The sequence below is a fragment of the Spirosoma koreense genome (assembly GCF_054777875.1).
Genome location: NZ_BAAHAC010000005.1, coordinates 1,052,032 through 1,068,975 on the forward strand (window position 1 = coordinate 1,052,032; position 16,944 = coordinate 1,068,975).

Here is a 16,944-nt window from a genome sequence, read left to right on the forward strand (position 1 = left end):
CATATTGATATATAAAGGGTTCTTCGTAACAGAACCTAATTAAACTAACACAATCATGGGTAATCTTCTGTATACAATAGCCGTGGTGCTGATCATCATCTGGCTGCTGGGTTTCCTGGGCTTCAACAGTTTTGGCCTGGGCGGCATCATTCACGTTTTACTGGTCATCGCTGTCATCATGATTATTCTACGCCTGATTCAGGGGCGAAGCGTATAGCCAGGATATACACAAGTCATAAAAAAAAGCCAGTCGTTAAACTGGCTTTTTTTATTCGCCCGCGAAGGGCGCTGACTCCAGGCAACGCGTTCACAACGCGGTATGAGCAGGCAATGGCTTTCAGCCTTTAGAGATGCTTGTAGTGGGTAATCAATAAAATGCGGAAACTGGCCAGGGGCCGAAATGAGTGAACACCTCATCCGCTAACCTGCCGTTGATCTGCATCGAAATAATACATCAGCTCCTGATTGTAAAACTAGAACCGTTATCGCTCACAAGGTGAACTTTACCGCCACGTTCACGATTCGGCCTTCGAGCGGAGCCCAGACCGGACGAAACGTGGGCTGTACGACACGATTGGCGCCAAGCACGACGGTTTCGTAGTTGGCCTGCCGGATATTGAACAGATTCTCGCCGTTCAGTACCAGCCGCCAGTGATCGTTGTAATGGTATTCGGCCGCCCCGGCGAAGAACCAGTAATTGGCCACTTTCTGGTTGTCATAAAGATATTGCGTACCCACATAGCTACTTTCGATGCCAAACCGAAAATGGTCATTCTCCCAGGCCAGCGTAGTCGAGAATTTGTCCTGCGGAGCCAGCGGCAGGTAGGTCTGGTCGGTGGGACCGTCGCGTCGGGCGAGGGTGTGGTTATAGCCAAAATAGAGTTCGTAGGCTTTGTATTCGAGCCGCACGTAGGTGTCCGTGCCCAGGCTGAACAGGTTGTAGGGGGCGTTGATCAGTTGCGTATACGCGCCCAGATTGCTCGACAGGCTGGCGAAGGCCGATACGACCGGCGAATGAACGTAGGTATAATAAAAGGCCTGATCGACCTGCACCGAAAAGCCGCTCTCGAAGTTCTTCGAATAGGCGATGTCCACGTTCGCACCCACCGACCGCTCCGCTTTCACCGTGGCCACATCGATGGGCAGCAGGCGCGGAAAAATCAAACTTACGTTCAGGGCTCCCGGCGTTTGGTTGACAAACAGATTAGGGGTTTTATAGCCCGTACCCACGCTCAGACGTACCGTCCACGGATCCGACGGTTTAATTTTTACCGATAGCCGGGGTAGGAAAAAGTTACCGAAGGTGTTATGATGGTCGAAACGCAGCCCGGCCTGAAACGCCACGTTCCCGCCCACTTGCCAGTCGTCCTGAACAAACGCGCCGACCGTCGAATAGGTGTAATCGACCAGGCGGGTACTGTCAGGATTCTTGCGGAAAGCGTCGATCGTCAGGTTCGCCCCGCCGATCAGCTGGTGTTTTCCGAACCGAACCAGGTCGTTAGCTTCCAGATAAACCGACGATTGTCGTCCATCGGATAGCTTCTGGTAGTCGGTATTCTGCCGGTGAAACGTACTCAACGCGCCTTTGATCGTCAACGTATTTGACGTCGAGGTCTGGTGGCTGGTGTTGAAATCGACGGTATGGCGCTGCAGGTCTGTCAGGTTCCGGTAGCCATTGGGCACGGCATTGCCTTCCAGAGCCGGCAGGTAACCGCCTTCGCGGTGTTCGGTCGTCAGGGCATAGCCGACGTCAAATTTGGTAGCTGCCGATGGATTCCAGAAAAAGCGGGGGTGAAAATTGAACTGCCGGATCTGTGGACTGTCGGTAAAGCCGTCGCCGGTCACGTCGACAGCCTGCTGGTCGGTATAGCCACTAAAGAGCGTCAGCCCGGTTTTGCCGTACCGCTGCGAATAGTACGCATTCAGGTTGGTTTCTTTCAGATTCGAGTGATTGAGCAAGGCTGTGAATTCGGGCGTGTCGGACGTGGGCGTTTTCGAGACGATGTTGATCATGCCGCCAATCGCTCCGCCCCCGTAGAGCGTCGACACAGAGCCTTTTACGACTTCGATCTGCTTCAGGTCCAGCGGAGGGATCTGCAACACCCCGAGGTTTCCCGAAAAACCTTCGTAGAGCGGCAATCCGTCGCGCAGAATCTGGGTGTATTTCGGATCGAGTCCCTGCATTCGGATGGCCTGATTGCCGTTGACGGCCGAGGTGCGCTGTACGTGAATGATGGAAATATCGCCCAGGATACTGCTGACGTTTCCCGGCACGACGGCGCTTTCTTCGTCCATGTCTTCCTGTCCTAGCACCTCCACCTTGATGGGCAGATCGTCGATACGCGAATTTGTGCGGGTAGACGTGACGGTTACCTCGTCCAGCGACTCATCCTGACTATGAAGCCGAAAAACAAGGGTATCGCTGCCAGTCGTAATGGAAAACGTTTCGGTTTCATACCCGATTGCGCTGACCGTCAGGGTCGTAACGCTGCCGGGCAGGACGGGCATCGTGGCGACGCCGTCGGCATCGGTGACGGCACCGAGAATGGGTTTGCCGGACGATGGCGTTCGGATGGTAGCGCCGATAACGGGAGCGTGGGTTAAGCTGTCTTCGACGCGAACGATGCGCCTGCTCTGGCCGAAAGCTGAAGCGGCCAGCAAGATCGATACCAGGCCAATAATAAATGTTTTCATCACATGCTGTATTTGGGGGCAAATACGGCACGAGGAATTAAGGAAATCTGAAGACTAACGACCAGGCAGGGGCCGAAGACCGACCTGAAAAGTGTGCAGTTGCCGGGCGGAGTCGTACCGATACTGCAACGGCAAACCGTATCGATCACAGATCTGTTTCACGAGGGCAAGCCCCAAACCGAGCGAATCGGAGTGGGTAGGGTCTTTGACAAAGCGGTTGAACAACTCATCAGCCGCAAAAGGCAGTGGCTGCCCCGTGTTGGCAATGACCAGGGCATCGGGCGTGAGAGAAACGTTTACATTACCACCGACGGGGGTGTGCCGGGCGGTATTTTTCAGCAGATTCGTCAGCAGAACACCCGCCAGTTGCCGGTTCATGCGAAGCCTGACGGCCGGCGTGATGGACTGGGTAACGGCCAGTCGTTTGTGCGCAAAGAACGGCGTAAACTCATCGGTGCACTGCCTGACCAGGGTACTGATGTCGAGTTGTTCGTCAATGGCAAACTGGTTGTTTTCGACCTGCATCAGCAGCAGCAGCGACCGGTTGAGCTGACTTAAGCGATTCAGCGCATCGGTAGCCCGCTGCAGATGCAAATGATCTTCCTGACCCAGCCTGGGCGACTGAAGCAATAAATCCAGCTCGGCAGTGGCAATGGCTAAAGGGGTCTGGAGCTCGTGGGAGGCATTTTCGGTAAACTGCTTCTGGACCGTAAACTGCGCCCGCAATTTGGTCGTCAACTCCCCCAGCGACCGGTTGAGTAAGGCGAACTCGCGGATGCGATCGTCGGGAAAGGAAGGAGCAACGGGCCCGTCGAGCTGAACGTTGCTGAGCTGGTCGAGGGTTGCATAGAAAGGGTGCCACAACCGGCGGGCAAAGCCCAGACCAACCGCTACCGACAGGCCCATCAGCAGTAAAAAGCCGATAATGACACCGATGGATAAATGCTGGGTCAGTTCGCTGAATTCCAGGTACGGTTGCCGATACCGGACCAGGTACCACCGGCCGTTGGCCATTACCGATGCCTGGTACTGGCGTACGGCAACCGGCTGGTTATCGGTTAACGAATCGTTTAGCACTATGTCGCTGAATTGAGCCGGAACAGGCCCGGCAATACGCTCGATATGCGGATTGTCGTCCCAGTCTACGATCGTACCTATGGGCTGTGTCTGAAGCCGTTGCCCGGTTTTCTGCACTTCATTCAGCAGAATTTCATCGACTTCATACTGAATTTTCTGGTGGATGAGTTCATAAAAGGCAACCGACCCGATCAGGGCAATGCCGCAGGCGACCAGCAGCAGGTAGCGCGCTGTTTGACCGAGCAAACTCATACCGTTTGGGTCGAGAACAGGTAACCGGTTCCGTAGCGGGTCTGGATGTAGTCGGGGCAACCGGCCGCCAGCAATTTCCGGCGCAGGTTTTTTATGTGCGTGTAGAGGAACTCGTGCGAGTCGGCCGCATCCATCGCGTCGCCCCACACGTGTTCGGCAATGGCTGATTTAGACAGCACCCGCTCGGCGTTGATCACCAGAAACAGGAGTAACTCGTATTCTTTACCCGTCAGTTTAAGATCGGTATTGTGGATGCTCACCCGCTGCTGATTCGGCCACAGCATGATCTCCCCGGCTTTCAGCTGCTCCTGGCCGCCAAACAGCCGCCGACGCAGCACGGCCCGAATGCGGGCGTTTAGCTCGGGCAAATGAAATGGTTTGGTCAGGTAATCATCGGCCCCGATCTCGAGGCCTGCTACTTTATCGGCCAGGGTATCTTTGGCCGTTACGACGATGATGCCAGCCACGGATTGCCGCTTTTTCAGGATGCGGACCAGATCGAACCCGTGCCCACCCGGCAGCATCAGATCGACAACGACGCAATCGTAGTCATAGTCATGCGCTTTTTCGGTTGCCTGCGCATAGGTGTCCGCCGTAGTGACGGTGTATCCTTCACTTTCCAGATACTCCCGCACCGATTTTTGTAATGGTAGTTCATCTTCTACCAAAAGGATCTTCATAGGGCAAGTTGCAGGTCATGCTATGTCTGAACGGTAAGTGCCTGCGGATTCGTGTGCAGAGGCCTAGAAAGTAGCGACCTTTCCGTAGAGTGCAATACTGTGTATATTTTTTCTAAAATGATGCGTTAAATAGCAATATTGTATACGAATAAGCAATAATTGGCGTACTTTCGAAAGGTAAATTCATTATTTGTTTTGTTATACGATGCTTATTGCGCCAATCCCCGCTAATGAACACGAGCGACTTGAGTCACTGAGCCAGTATGAATTACTGGATACGCCCCAGGAAGTCGAATACGACCGGGTGTCTCATATTGCTTCTCAACTGTGCGGAACCCCCATCGCGATGGTGAGCCTGATCGATCAGCAGCGGCAATGGGTCAAATCGTATTATGGACTGGCGGTAGAATCCATTCCCCGCGAAGTTTCTCTGTGTGCGCATACGATCAATTTCAACCACCCCTTAATCATTGAGGACACCACCCAGGATGATCGTTTCTGGGACAATCCGGCCGTAACCGGCCAGCCATATATCATTTTTTACGCGGGTGTGCCCCTGATCTCGTCCGATGGGTTTGCCATCGGGTCCATCTGCGTAATCGATCATCAACCCCGTCAGCTGAACCGGTCTCAACAGATTACCCTGCAGGCGCTGGCCGACCAGGTAGTGTTGTTGATGGAACTCCGCCGAACCAACAATAAACTTCTCCGGGCGAGGGCGCAGGCCGAAGAACTGGCTCGTCAGAAAGCGCATCTGCTGGCGACCATGAGCCACGAGATTAGGACGCCCCTGCACGCTCTGGAGGGTTACACCCAGCTTTTGCTCGATCAACAGCCGCGTTCGGATCAGCAGCCCAATCTGAACCGGCTCCAGATTATTGGGCGTACGCTGGTCAGTCTGGTAAACAACATACTCGATTACAGTAAGTTACAGGCGGGTAAAGTGGAGCTGGAAGCAATTCCCTTCTCGTTGCAGGACTTGATTCAGCAGGCCGTCGATATTCAGATCTGGCAAGCTCACCAGAAAAACCTTCAGCTCACGGTCCAGATCGATGAAAAGCTACCGCGCCGATTGCAGGGAGACGCCACCCGGCTGTTGCAGGTGCTGCTCAATCTGATCAGCAACGGGCTTAAATTTACATCCCAGGGCGAAGTGGGTGTGCGGGTGCAGGTCGTATCTGAAGCCGCATCGGCTGTTACGTTCCAGGTAGACGTCACCGACACCGGCATCGGTATTCCCCAGACCTCGCTGGCCTTGCTTTTCAACGAATACACGCAGGTGTCGGCTTCTACGACGAGGCTTTACGGCGGGAGCGGCTTAGGGCTGGCGATAACCCGTCAGCTACTCGATTTGATGGGCGGTCAACTGGAGGTTCAGAGTCAGGAAGGGCAGGGGTCCTGCTTTAGTTTCCGTGTCAGTCTGCCCAGGCATGAAGCCGATGCGGAAAGCCTGGCGAAACCGAAGTCGTGGACCAATGGCCAGCTACTGGCGGTAGACGACAGCCCGATGAACACCAAAGTGTTAGCCCATTTTATTGCCAAACAGGGCGGCCAGGTCGCGGTCTTCAATTCACCGCTCGAAGCACTCGAAGCCGCTCGCCATACGGCCTATAGCGGTATGCTCCTGGATTTATACATGCCCGACCTGGACGGATATGAACTGGCCCAGCGCCTGCAGGTCCTTCAGCCGGGTGTACCGCTCATTGCTCTGTCGGCCGATGACAGCGAGGAGACCCTGGAGCGGGTAAAAACGGTTGGGTTCAAAGGCTTTCTCCGAAAACCTTTTCTGCAGCATGAGCTCGTGAACCTGCTGACCAACCTGGCTTAACGTATTGGCCCAACAGTCAGCTTCGGCAAGGTCAGCCTGTTCGATGACAGCCACGGTTATAAAAGGGACAGTAATAAAAAAGAGTTACACTGATCGCTAGTGTAACTCTTTGCTTTTAACGTGATCCCGAAGCGACTCGAACGCTTGACCGTCTGCTTAGAAGGCAGATGCTCTATCCAACTGAGCTACAGGACCTGGGGGTGAAGCTATTGACAAGGACAGTGGGTCCGTTGACAAATGCATTGCTCAAAAATACGGAGATTCCCGATATTCTGCAATAACGTAGTTATTTCCCCATCCACTGTTTGAAGTCGCTGACCTTCTCGCGGCTGACGAGAGCTTCTTTATCGAAAACCGGGCGAAGGCTCAGCGCCAGTCGGTTGCCGAAGTAGGGCTGAATCTGTTCGACGGCCTGATGCGTTACCAGAACCCCCCGGTTGATGCGGAAAAAACGGTTGGGGTCCAGGGCGTCGGCGAGTTCGTCGAGGGTGTAGTCGACCAGAAATTTCTGCCCCGAGTGCATGGCAAAGAAACTATAGCGCTCGTCGGTGTAAAAATACGCAATGTCGCCCACCTCGACAGAAAGCATGCGCTGGCCCTGACGGACCAGAAACCGCTGCCGGTAGTTGCGTGGAGCCTGACCCTGCAGCTGTTGCAGGAGTTTCTCGATCTTGAACTCGGGTGCTTCGACCGACTGGCCGCGCAGGTCTTCGTATTTTTGCAGGCTTCGTTGCAGATCTTCGCGTTGCACGGGTTTGAGCAGGTAGTCGATGCTGTTGACTTTAAAGGCCTGCAGCGCGTACTCGTCGTAGGAGGTAGTGAAAATAACCGTGCTGCGAACGGGCGTACGCTCGAAAATCTCAAAACTCTGGCCGTCGGCCAGCTCGATATCCAGGAAAATCAGGTCCGGGTCGGGCTGCCCCGTAGACCGGTTGTTTTCGAGCCAGCTTACGGTATCTTCAATACTGGCCGTTACGCCCATGACCTGGAGCGTAGGCGATACTTCGTGGAGTAACTTCTGGAGCTTGCGTACCGCTAATTCTTCATCTTCGACAATCAGAGCGTTCATGCGTTGATCAGGGCTTTTTGGAGGAGAGGTAAAATGACAGTAAACGAATCGGGTCCGGGGTTGATGATGGGTTCGGTCTGAGCCAGTAACTGGTACTTCGCCCGGATGTTAGGCAATCCAACCTGCGTGGACTCGACCCGGGCCAGGTCCGACCGGACGGTTTTTTTCTGGATGTTATTGCTGACCAGCAACTGACCATCCACGGTGGTCATGATGTCGATGCACAGCGGACGGCTGGCCAGAATGACGTTGTGTTTGACGGCATTTTCGACCAGTAACTGCAATGTCAGGGGTGGTATCCGGTGCTGGCGATACTGATCTTCCACCCGAACGCTCAGGTGCAGACCTGCTCCATGCCGGGTTTTCAGCAGGTGGTAATAGGAGTCGATAAAGGCCAGCTCGACATCGAGGGTCGTCAGTTCGTCGCTATCGTCCGCCGACGATTCATCGCCTGAGGTTCGGTTCGTCTGGAGCATATACCGGTACACTTTCGCCATCTGATCGACAAACTGTTCGGCCCGTTTGGGCTCGTCGGCAATCAGCGATGAGAGCGAGTTGAGGCTGTTGAACAGAAAATGCGGATTTACCTGACTCTTCAGGCCCTGGAGCTTTCCCTGCAGGTTTTCTTTCTTGAGCTTTTCCTTGTTGACCTGGTGCTGTTGCCACCGGCTCAGCGAATAAGACGTTTCATAGACGCCCATCAGCAGGATGATCGCGATTAGATCGAAGCTATATACCCGCAGCACGGCGTCGGGCCGAAGCTGAGACGCAAACAAGTGAAACTGCATAAAAAGCCAGGCGTAAAGTGTCAGAAACAGACCCGACAGCCCCACGAAAGCCAATACGGTCATGCCCGCCCGGATCATCGTCTGGCGTAGTTCGGGGTAGGCCTGAGCAATGGCATGGGCGGCCCAGTCCTGCACGATGAACGCAATGGTAGCCAGCGCCCAGACCAATAGCGTGGCCATCACAAACGTGTCCCAGTGGTGCAGATAAGGGGCTCCGATGAGCAGATAACTGATAGACGGAACAAACCAGGGCATCGACAGAACGTACGACCAGCCCCCGCGCGTGGTGATGCGCAGGTAATGGCAAATCTGGTCAAATACAATTCGTTTCATGGATGGTCGTCTCGTCGGTAGCGTGGCGCTATGGGTGATAAAGATAGCGGTCTTATGGTATATTTGGCCGGTTGGGTTGTATCAATTGCGGGATCGAAGCGGTGAGTTGCGTAAATAATAAACTTAATTGAAACCGGGTTTCGCGCTGGTCCGGCGAGCCGTGCCACGATCAGGCGGCCTGGGTGAGTAAAGGGAGCGCCACCCGGAAATACGTATCCGTTGCTTCCACGACCACCGCCCGCTGACTGACCAGATCGTAGCGAGCCATCAGACTAACCAGCCCCGCCCGGATGGTTTCGAGCCGGATGGTTTTCAACTGGCGGGTATTGGTGACCTGGAGCCAGCCGCCGGCGGTAATCTCGATACTGATCACCAGGGGCTTACTCGTCGACATGGTATTGTGCTTGACGGCATTGTCGACCAGCGTCAACAGGCTGAGCGGCAGCAGGTAATGGTTCAGATAAAGGTTGTTGCAGTCGATCAGCCGATCGATCCGCAGGCTTTGCTGATAGCGAACCTGTAACAAATCGGCGTAGAGATTGATAAACTCCAGTTCTGCCTGCACCGTAACCAGTTCGTTGTGTTCGCGGGTTGCTGCGGCTGGCTCGTAGCCATCCCGTACCCGCTCCGGCGACCGGCCGCTTTGCAGCATGTAGCGGTAAACCCGCGCCATTTTGTCGACAAACTGTTCGGCCTGTTTGGGTTCTTCGCCGATCAGCACCGACAGCGAGTTGAGCGCATTGAAGAGAAAATGCGGGTTCAACTGGCCTTTCAGCTTGTCGTACTGGCTCTGGAGCGCCTGCCGCTGAAGTTGTTCATCTTCCTGTAGTTCCAGTTTCCATTGTCCGTAGGTATAGAACAGCCCGAGCGATACGCATAAAAAAGCGTCGGAAATCAGACCGACCACCCAGATGGGCCGTACGACCAGCCAGCTGAACCGAACCCCCGTTATTGGAAACAGGCTGTATACCCAGACATACGTTACCCCAAGTGCGATGGTCAGGCTGCCCATACAGGCCAGCATGGTCAGCGTGCGTGCCACGGTTTGCTGCATGCCCGGAAAATGCCGAATGGCCCACTGCACCGTAAACGTCAGCAGCAGAACCGACAGCGCATAGAGCCCGGAAGCAAGGAAAGTGCCGGCCAGAAACGACTTCAGGTCAGTGAAATACGAGGCTCCGATAAAGTAATAGTTGGCCAGTGGAAACAACACCGGAACCAGCAGCACGTGCCAGCGCCAGTCGCGCCGGAGGAAGAAGCGGGGGCGGTAGTTATCCAGGGTGCTGAGCGGTGACCAGTGCGTACGTAGGGGTATCATGGAATGAACCCTCAAAATTGGCCGGTGCCCTACGAATCGGTAGGTCAGACCTGCATCAACTGTAAAAAATGGTGTATGAATTGAGAAAAATGCCGTATGAACTGTCCGTTGCCCCGTCCGATGCTGGGCGGTACCGTCAACGATCGCTTTGTAAATCAGTTACTTCGAGCCGTAATTGGCCAAAACTGCGTAATTTAGGCGCTCAAACCACCACTTGACTGCTTTCCGTACCGATACCTATGGTTCGCGCCATTTACCAACGTCTGACCACCAGTTTCTCGAAGTGGGAGCTTTGGTATCATGTGCTGTTCATTCCTGTTCTGATTCCGATCTGCAATTACTACTTCATCGGGCCGGCTTATTTTTCCGATGGGCGGCTGCTGGTAAGCGGAACTGGCCTGCTGATCATCCTGTACCTGCTCTCGACCTGGGTTATTGCCAAAGCGGTGCGCTGGGCCATGAGCCATTACCCCGACGTCGAACAGTCGACCCAGCGAACGCTGGCGGTGCTGGTTGTTCTGAGTAGCTTGTCGGCGCTGGCGGTTATGTTCGACGTATTTGTGTACAGCCTGATTCCGGCTTTCGGTACGGCGTTTACCTGGACGCTCATTCGCCCCGTCATGATTCTGACGCTGTTGTTCGATTTCTCGTTCTGCACAGTCCTCAGCCTGTCTTATGCCTATCAGCAGTGGCACAAAGATCAGACAGCCACCGAGCACCTTCGGCGAGAAACGTATCAGCATCAGCTCGATGCCCTGAAAACCCAGATCAACCCGCATTTTCTGTTCAACAGCCTGACGTCGCTCTCGTCGCTCATCAGCGAAAACAAACAACTGGCGGGGCAGTTCGTAGACGAGCTGTCGAAAGTATACCGCTATCTGCTGCAGGCCAATCCGCACGAGCTGGTCAGTCTGCAAACGGAACTGACGTTCATAACCAGCTACAGCAACCTGCTGCACACCCGCTACGGTGCCAGCCTGTCGATTACGCAGGCCATCGATCCGGCTTATCTGGATTATGCGCTGCCGCCGTTGAGTATTCAGATTCTGATCGATAACGCCATGAAACACAATGGTATGTCGGCCGCCAAGCCGCTGCTAATTCGTATTCAGACAACCCCCCAGGGAACGCTTCTGGTCGAAAACAACCTCCAGCGGAAAGTCGTTAAAGTCGAAACGGCGCAGGCGAATCTGGCGACCCTGACGAAGAAGTACGAACTGCTGAGCCAGGAAGCTATTCAGGTTACGGAGACCGCAACCCATTTTCGGGTATGGCTGCCCCTGCTGGTAAGCCAGCGCATCCGGCAGACCTGAAGATGGTACAACAACCACCGGTATCGATCGGGAAGGCGATAATGCCGGGAATGTACGGATCGGCGGACGCTGTTTACGAACGGCCGTGACTGGTGGATAACGTGAACAACTCTTACGCGGGTTTGTACAAAACAATCGGCGAAAAAGACACTTGGAGACACTGACGAGTTGAGTTAACGGAAAGCGGGCGCAATTTGCCGACGCTTTCGACCTGAACCATACACTAACGTGATGAAGCAGTTTGCTGCTGACCTATACCGACGACTACCGCGCATCCGACCGCAGACTCAGTGGCATTTTCTGCTGCTGTTTCCGTGGTTTATTCCGCTGCTGACGTACTGGGTCATTGGCACGCGCTACTGGACGGAGGCCTGGGTTTTCTTCCCGGCTACTCTCCTGAACCTGACCATCGCGGGCAGCTGCCTGTTGACGCTGGATCTGTTCACGCAGAAGATCGTCAGCCGGTATCCTAATCTAGGTCAGACCTGGCCGCGTGTCTGGCGGTTGCTGGCCCTGTTTATGCTCGTTACGCCCTGTTTTGTCTTTGGCACCATCGGCGCTTACAATTATTTTCATCTGTTCGGTTACAGCTACGCCGAGAGTGGGCTGTCATTGGGCCGCATTGCACTGGTGAACATCGTGGCGAACCTGCTGTCGGTGGGTATCGACGAGAGTACGTATTCGATGAAAAAGTGGCGGGAAAACACGCTCGAAAAAGAACAGCTGGAGAAAATCAATATCCAGAGCCAGCTCGAAAGTCTGAGAAACCAGGTGAATCCGCATTTTCTCTTCAACAGCCTCAACTCATTGTCGTCGCTTATTGATGACGAACCCAAAAAAGCCGAGCAGTTTGTCGATGAGATGGCGAAGGTGTACCGGTATCTGTTGCAAACCAACGAGGATGTCCTGACAACCCTCGACACGGAACTGGCCTTCATCGATTCCTATTATCACCTGCTCAAAACCCGCTACGGTGCCGGCATCGAACTCGAAGTAAACGTACCGCCGGACGCCCGTCAGTATCAGTTACCCCCGCTGACGCTTCAGATGCTGGTCGAAAATGCCGTCAAGCACAACGTCATTCACGCGGGCAAACCCCTGCTGATCGAGATTGGCACGACCGACGGCGAGCAGCTTCAGGTGCGTAACAACCGCCAGCGCCGAACCGGTGGGCGGATCGCTTCCAATCAGGTGGGCTTATCGAATATTGCCGCCAAATACCGGCTGCTGGCCCAAACCGACCCCATCGTCTTATCCGACGACGAGCATTTTACCGTTATCCTACCTCTCCTGAAGCCCGTCCGGGCCTGAGTATGCAGAATTCTTGTCCTGCTTATAACCAGTAGTGTAAGTGACTCGTGTTGCGGTTTTTCGTTTTACCAAAAGCAATAACATGACCCGGCCGAAGCAGAGTTTCGGCACTACACTGTAACGCTGAAGCTCTGCTTCGGGGCAACGTTTTTGTGTTACATGCTAATGATCGCTGGTTTGTTCGATACAACGGAGCCGTGGTTATCACGGGTTTTAACCCGGTTTAGGCTCACAAAAAACGGGTTAAACCCGTGATACCTGGCTTTAATTAAAAAAGGCCGTCCCTACCAAACAGAAGTTCGGTAGGGACGGCCTTTTTTAGTTTAAAATTCCGCGGTTCAAGTCTTGCTGATGAAGTTGCGGATTGGCCTCCGGATGGCCCAGCGTGGGCTATTTCGTGGCATTGATCGTGAACGTACCCGACTGCGGATCTTCGCCATCGACGCTGATTTTGTTGCTGTTAACGCGGGCAATGACCGTACCCTGGTAAGTCAGCTCGATGTTACCCCCGCTGGCTTCGGTCACGTTCACGCTGCTGGCAGCGTCGTCGGCAAACACATCGCCGGTCGATTTCAGCGTGAGGTTCATTTTCATGTCTACCGTCGATGCAGTCTGGCGGGTTACCGTGATGGTGCCTTTCAGGTTGGTGCCGCTGGCCGGATATGATTTGCCACCGGTCACGAATTCGGAGTAAGTGTACGTACCGGCTACGCGGCTGGCCAGATCGGGGGCCGGATCGGAGTTGGATTTTTTACAGGCCGATAGAGAAACCGCAAATAACAGCGCCAGCAGGGCCGAACGACGAAACAGTACGAATGTTTTCATGGTGTGTTCCAGAATGTTTAGTTAAAAAGAGGAAGATGCTCGACCGGCACCTGCCGGTCTGGTGATGCAAAGGTGGCATCTGCTTCGCCCGGAGAGAAGGGCGTGTCGTACCAACCGGCAAAACCGGGTTATCAACGGGTAAAACCGTCGGATGAAATGACAGGAAGAGGAAGGTGAAAAAGAGCCTGGTCTGTGATTACCGCAGCGTTTTCAGGTGGTGCTCCAGATGAAGCACGTAATCTTCGATCAGCCACGCCAACGATTGCGTCGGTGCATCGCCCGGATCGATCGGTCGACGCAGGGTTTCGGCGGGGATAGCCTCAGCTACGTAGACGATTTGCCTGTTTAGGCTTGTCCAGAGCGTCAGCAGGTGATCCAGCGGCAAATCCTGATAGCGATTGACGATGACCAATCGATCCTGTGAATAGCGCTGGAGCCGGTACGGTTCGGGCATGAACTGCGCATCGGTAAATCGCTTGAGGTTGTTGATGGCCGAGTCGATCAGATGCCCCAGTATTTCTTTTTTCGACCATTTGTCCGGTATCTTCTGCGTCAGTTCTGCCTCAGATAAAGCCCCCAATTGTGCAGGAACCTGAATCAGATGGGTACGGAGCCGATCGAGTACGTCCATGAAGAATGGGGTTGGCCGCTATCCCGGCGTTCGGGGAGCGCCCGGATTACGTTAAAGCTGTTTAGGTTTTGAAAAGTGAGTGAGTTAAATAGGTATCAAGTTGAAAAGCCTAAACAGGCTCGTTGCTAAGAAAGCAAGCCGATCCTGAGGCTCTCGATAGGATACCGTTCGGGTCAACTACGCCACCTCATTAGTTAACTGCTTAAATCTGGCTTAAGTAGCGCGGAAACTGGTCTTTCCAGACGGGCCAGTCATGGTTGCCCCAGGGCGTTACATCGAGTTGATGACGGATGCCTTTGCGGTTCAAAATAGCTGACATCTGGTAATTGGCATCTTTGCAAAAATCGTATTCCGACGTTCCCAGCACGATGTTGATGTGGTAAAACTCGTCGTTCTGCGCGTTGGGCAGAAAGTCGGGCGGGTTGTTGAAATACACGTTATCGTCGTAATACCCATTCAGAAATGTCCGGATGTCGAAGGCTGCGCCCATGGTCATCAGATGGCCTACCTGCTCGGGATGCCGGAACGCGAAGTTCAGAGCGTGATACCCGCCGAACGAAGCACCCGATACGCCGACTTTGCGGACGTTGCACTCCCGTTGAATACCGGGCACCAACTCTTCGTGCAGAAAACGGTCGTAGAGAACATGATTCCAGATGCGGGTACCTGGGTGCAGGTGTTTGGCATACCAGCTGTCGCGGTCGATGCTGTCGATGCAGTAAAGTTTCACCCGGCCTGTCTCCACAAACCAGCGGGCGGTCTCGGTCAGGCCGAAGGTTTTGTATTCGTAATAATGCCCCATGGAGGTTGGAAACAGCAATACCGGGTAGCCCCAGTTGCCATAAACCAGCATCTCGATATCGCGACCCAGGTGGTGCGAGTACCATTTTCGATAATCTTCCTGCACGACTGTCTGTAGTTGAAGAGAACGGTCAAAATTCGGTTGAAAATAGAGGAAATAGCTGGCAACGGCAATGCCTGTGCGGAGCTACGGCTAAAAAATCCCTATTTTGCAACTTGATGACACCGTTGCTTCTCCTGTTTTTAACCTATATGGCTGACTCATTACTGGCCTCTGTTTCTGCCGAACCGCCTACCGTCGTGGTCCGGCGCGATGATTCGTTATACTCCGTTCCGCTAAAACGCTCCGTGCGGCTGGATATCATTCTGCCCGCTGATTATGCAACCTCGAACCGCGTCTACCCCGTGCTGTATCTGAACGACGGCCAGGACTTACCCCGGCTGCGCATGACGGAAATCCTGGATTCGCTGTATGCCCATCAAGTCATTCAGCCGTTTGTGCTGGTGGCGATCCACGCGGGCGATCGGATTCAGGAGTATGGCACGGCAGCTCAGGCCGATTATATGAATCGGGGCAGTAAAGCCGGCCTGTATACCGACTTTGTCTTTACCGAACTGCTGCCGTACATCAGGACCCACTACCGCATTAGCGCTGAACCGGCGAATACGGCCTTCGCCGGCTTTTCGTTAGGTGGTTTGTCGGCCTTCGATATTGTGTTTCACCATCCGGACCGCTTTGGCCGGGCGGGTGTGTTTTCGGGGTCGTTCTGGTGGCGGAGCAAAAGCACGGAAGATGGCTACCGCGACGAGACCGACCGGATTATGCACGACCTGGTTCGGAAAGGAGCTTACAGCGCCAACCTGAAATTCTGGTTCGAGACGGGCACCGACGATGAAACCAGCGACCGCAACAACAATGGCATCATCGACTCGATCGACGACACGACCGACTTGATCGGTGAGCTGGTTAGAAAAGGATATCAGCGCGAACGGGACATTCGGTATGTGGAGATCGTAGGCGGCCAGCACAACCAGCAAACCTGGAGTGCTGTTATGCCGGATTTTCTGAAATGGGCCTTTCCGGTTCAGTAAGCGATAAACAGAACCCCGTACTCCTATGAAAACCCTGCTACTAATAGAGGCCTTATACCTGGTGGTTTGGCTGGCCGGCTCTTCGCCGGAGGCTGTTTCATCGTCCCGCCCCCCGACGCGCAAGCTGGTCTGGTCCGACGAGTTCGACAACGCAGGCCTGCCCGATTCGACCAAATGGGCGTATGAGGTCGGCGGGAACGGCTGGGGTAATAACGAACTGGAATATTATACGGCCCGGCGACCCGAAAATGCCCGCATCGAGAACGGAAAGCTGATTATCGAAGCCCGTAAAGAAACCTATCAGGGTAACCGCTACACTTCCGCCCGGTTGTTTACGCGTGGGAAAGCCGACTGGACGTACGGTCGTATCGAAGCCCGGGCGAAACTGCCAAAAGGCGTGGGCACCTGGCCTGCCATCTGGATGCTGGGCAAGAATATTCCAACGGCCGGCTGGCCCCTCTGTGGTGAAATCGACATCATGGAGCACGTGGGCTTCGATGAAGGAGTCATTCACGGTACGGTTCATACCGAAGCGTATAACCATGCAAAAAAGACCGAGAAAGGGAAAGCGGTTACGATCAAGAACGTCACGGCCGATTTTCACCGCTATGCCATCGAGTGGACCGCCGACCGGATCGACTTTTTTGTCGATGACCAGCAGTACTACAGCGTTCAGAAGACTGTTTTAGGTGATACCAAAGCCCAATGGCCGTTCGATCAGCCCTTTTACCTGATCCTGAATCTGGCCGTTGGCGGCAACTGGGGTGGTCAGAAAGGCGTCGACGAGACCATCTGGCCCCAACGCATGGAAGTCGACTACGTACGGGTGTATCGATAAGCGCAATGGGCTAAAGCCAGATTCCAGCTCGTCAGTCGATTCGGTCGGTCCTCCGCCAGTACGCTCAACAAAACGCCTTACATTAATAAAAAAG

Annotated in this window: 15 protein-coding genes and 1 tRNA gene; 6 read left to right on the forward strand and 10 right to left on the reverse strand. The window is 54.2% G+C overall.

Going from position 1 to position 16,944, the window contains the following annotated elements; genetic code table 11:
- Positions 1–55 precede the first annotated feature (55 nt).
- Positions 56–217, forward strand: a complete 162-nt coding sequence (locus tag ACYVC2_RS10170; protein WP_381501511.1) for a lmo0937 family membrane protein — start codon at positions 56–58, stop codon at positions 215–217.
- A gap of 272 nt (positions 218–489) precedes the next feature.
- Here ACYVC2_RS10170 and ACYVC2_RS10175 read toward each other — a convergent pair whose 3' ends face one another.
- The 3 genes from ACYVC2_RS10175 to ACYVC2_RS10185 are packed head-to-tail and all read right to left on the reverse strand — an operon-like array spanning position 490 to position 4,703.
- A complete protein-coding gene (locus ACYVC2_RS10175) occupies positions 490–2,694 on the reverse strand; it encodes a TonB-dependent receptor (protein ID WP_461102198.1) in 2,205 nt (734 codons plus the stop codon).
- A 54-nt stretch (positions 2,695–2,748) separates the two neighbouring features.
- Positions 2,749–4,023: a sensor histidine kinase gene (locus ACYVC2_RS10180; RefSeq protein WP_461102199.1), complete on the reverse strand. Its 1,275-nt coding sequence runs from the start codon at positions 4,021–4,023 to the stop codon at positions 2,749–2,751.
- Positions 4,020–4,703 carry a response regulator transcription factor gene (locus ACYVC2_RS10185; RefSeq protein WP_461102200.1) on the reverse strand — a complete coding sequence of 228 codons (684 nt, stop codon included), beginning with the start codon at positions 4,701–4,703 and terminating at the stop codon, positions 4,020–4,022. Before ACYVC2_RS10185 ends, ACYVC2_RS10180 begins: the two co-directional genes overlap by 4 nt.
- 205 nt (positions 4,704–4,908) lie before the next feature.
- Between ACYVC2_RS10185 and ACYVC2_RS10190 the strand changes: the two genes are divergently transcribed.
- On the forward strand, positions 4,909–6,531 hold the full coding sequence (locus ACYVC2_RS10190; protein WP_461102201.1) for a GAF domain-containing hybrid sensor histidine kinase/response regulator: 1,623 nt from the start codon (positions 4,909–4,911) through the stop codon (positions 6,529–6,531).
- 121 nt (positions 6,532–6,652) lie between these two features.
- On the opposite strand, the gene ACYVC2_RS10195 is transcribed toward ACYVC2_RS10190, so the two are convergent.
- From ACYVC2_RS10195 to ACYVC2_RS10210, 4 genes are all read right to left on the reverse strand, one after another.
- Positions 6,653–6,726, reverse strand: a tRNA-Arg gene (locus tag ACYVC2_RS10195).
- 91 nt (positions 6,727–6,817) lie between these two features.
- On the reverse strand, positions 6,818–7,600 hold the full coding sequence (locus ACYVC2_RS10200; RefSeq protein WP_461102202.1) for a LytR/AlgR family response regulator transcription factor: 783 nt from the start codon (positions 7,598–7,600) through the stop codon (positions 6,818–6,820).
- Positions 7,597–8,721, reverse strand: a complete 1,125-nt coding sequence (locus tag ACYVC2_RS10205) for a sensor histidine kinase (protein ID WP_461102203.1) — start codon at positions 8,719–8,721, stop codon at positions 7,597–7,599. Before ACYVC2_RS10205 ends, ACYVC2_RS10200 begins: the two co-directional genes overlap by 4 nt.
- Before the next feature lie 169 nt (positions 8,722–8,890).
- Positions 8,891–10,039, reverse strand: coding sequence for a sensor histidine kinase (locus ACYVC2_RS10210; RefSeq protein ID WP_461102204.1), 1,149 nt, complete (start codon positions 10,037–10,039; stop codon positions 8,891–8,893).
- A 239-nt stretch (positions 10,040–10,278) separates the two neighbouring features.
- Between ACYVC2_RS10210 and ACYVC2_RS10215 the strand changes: the two genes are divergently transcribed.
- Positions 10,279–11,352, forward strand: a complete 1,074-nt coding sequence (locus ACYVC2_RS10215) for a sensor histidine kinase (RefSeq protein ID WP_461102205.1) — start codon at positions 10,279–10,281, stop codon at positions 11,350–11,352.
- A 231-nt stretch (positions 11,353–11,583) separates the two neighbouring features.
- Entirely contained in the window at positions 11,584–12,663 is a 1,080-nt protein-coding gene (locus tag ACYVC2_RS10220) for a sensor histidine kinase (RefSeq protein WP_461102206.1), read from the forward strand.
- A gap of 390 nt (positions 12,664–13,053) precedes the next feature.
- Here ACYVC2_RS10220 and ACYVC2_RS10225 read toward each other — a convergent pair whose 3' ends face one another.
- The 3 genes from ACYVC2_RS10225 to ACYVC2_RS10235 form a co-directional block, all read right to left on the reverse strand.
- A complete protein-coding gene (locus ACYVC2_RS10225; protein WP_461102207.1) occupies positions 13,054–13,488 on the reverse strand; it encodes a hypothetical protein in 435 nt (144 codons plus the stop codon).
- Between the two features lie 196 nt (positions 13,489–13,684).
- Complete coding sequence (locus ACYVC2_RS10230) at positions 13,685–14,119, reverse strand: DinB family protein (RefSeq protein WP_461102208.1); 435 nt, start codon at positions 14,117–14,119, stop codon at positions 13,685–13,687.
- A 202-nt stretch (positions 14,120–14,321) separates the two neighbouring features.
- Entirely contained in the window at positions 14,322–15,026 is a 705-nt protein-coding gene (locus ACYVC2_RS10235) for an esterase family protein (protein ID WP_461102209.1), read from the reverse strand.
- A 146-nt stretch (positions 15,027–15,172) separates the two neighbouring features.
- On the opposite strand from ACYVC2_RS10235, the gene ACYVC2_RS10240 reads away from it, so the two are divergent.
- Together ACYVC2_RS10240 and ACYVC2_RS10245 are read left to right on the forward strand one after the other, a co-directional pair.
- On the forward strand, positions 15,173–16,012 hold the full coding sequence (locus ACYVC2_RS10240; protein ID WP_461102210.1) for an alpha/beta hydrolase: 840 nt from the start codon (positions 15,173–15,175) through the stop codon (positions 16,010–16,012).
- Between the two features lie 25 nt (positions 16,013–16,037).
- A complete protein-coding gene (locus tag ACYVC2_RS10245; protein WP_461102211.1) occupies positions 16,038–16,850 on the forward strand; it encodes a glycoside hydrolase family 16 protein in 813 nt (270 codons plus the stop codon).
- The last annotated feature ends 94 nt before the right edge of the window (positions 16,851–16,944 follow it).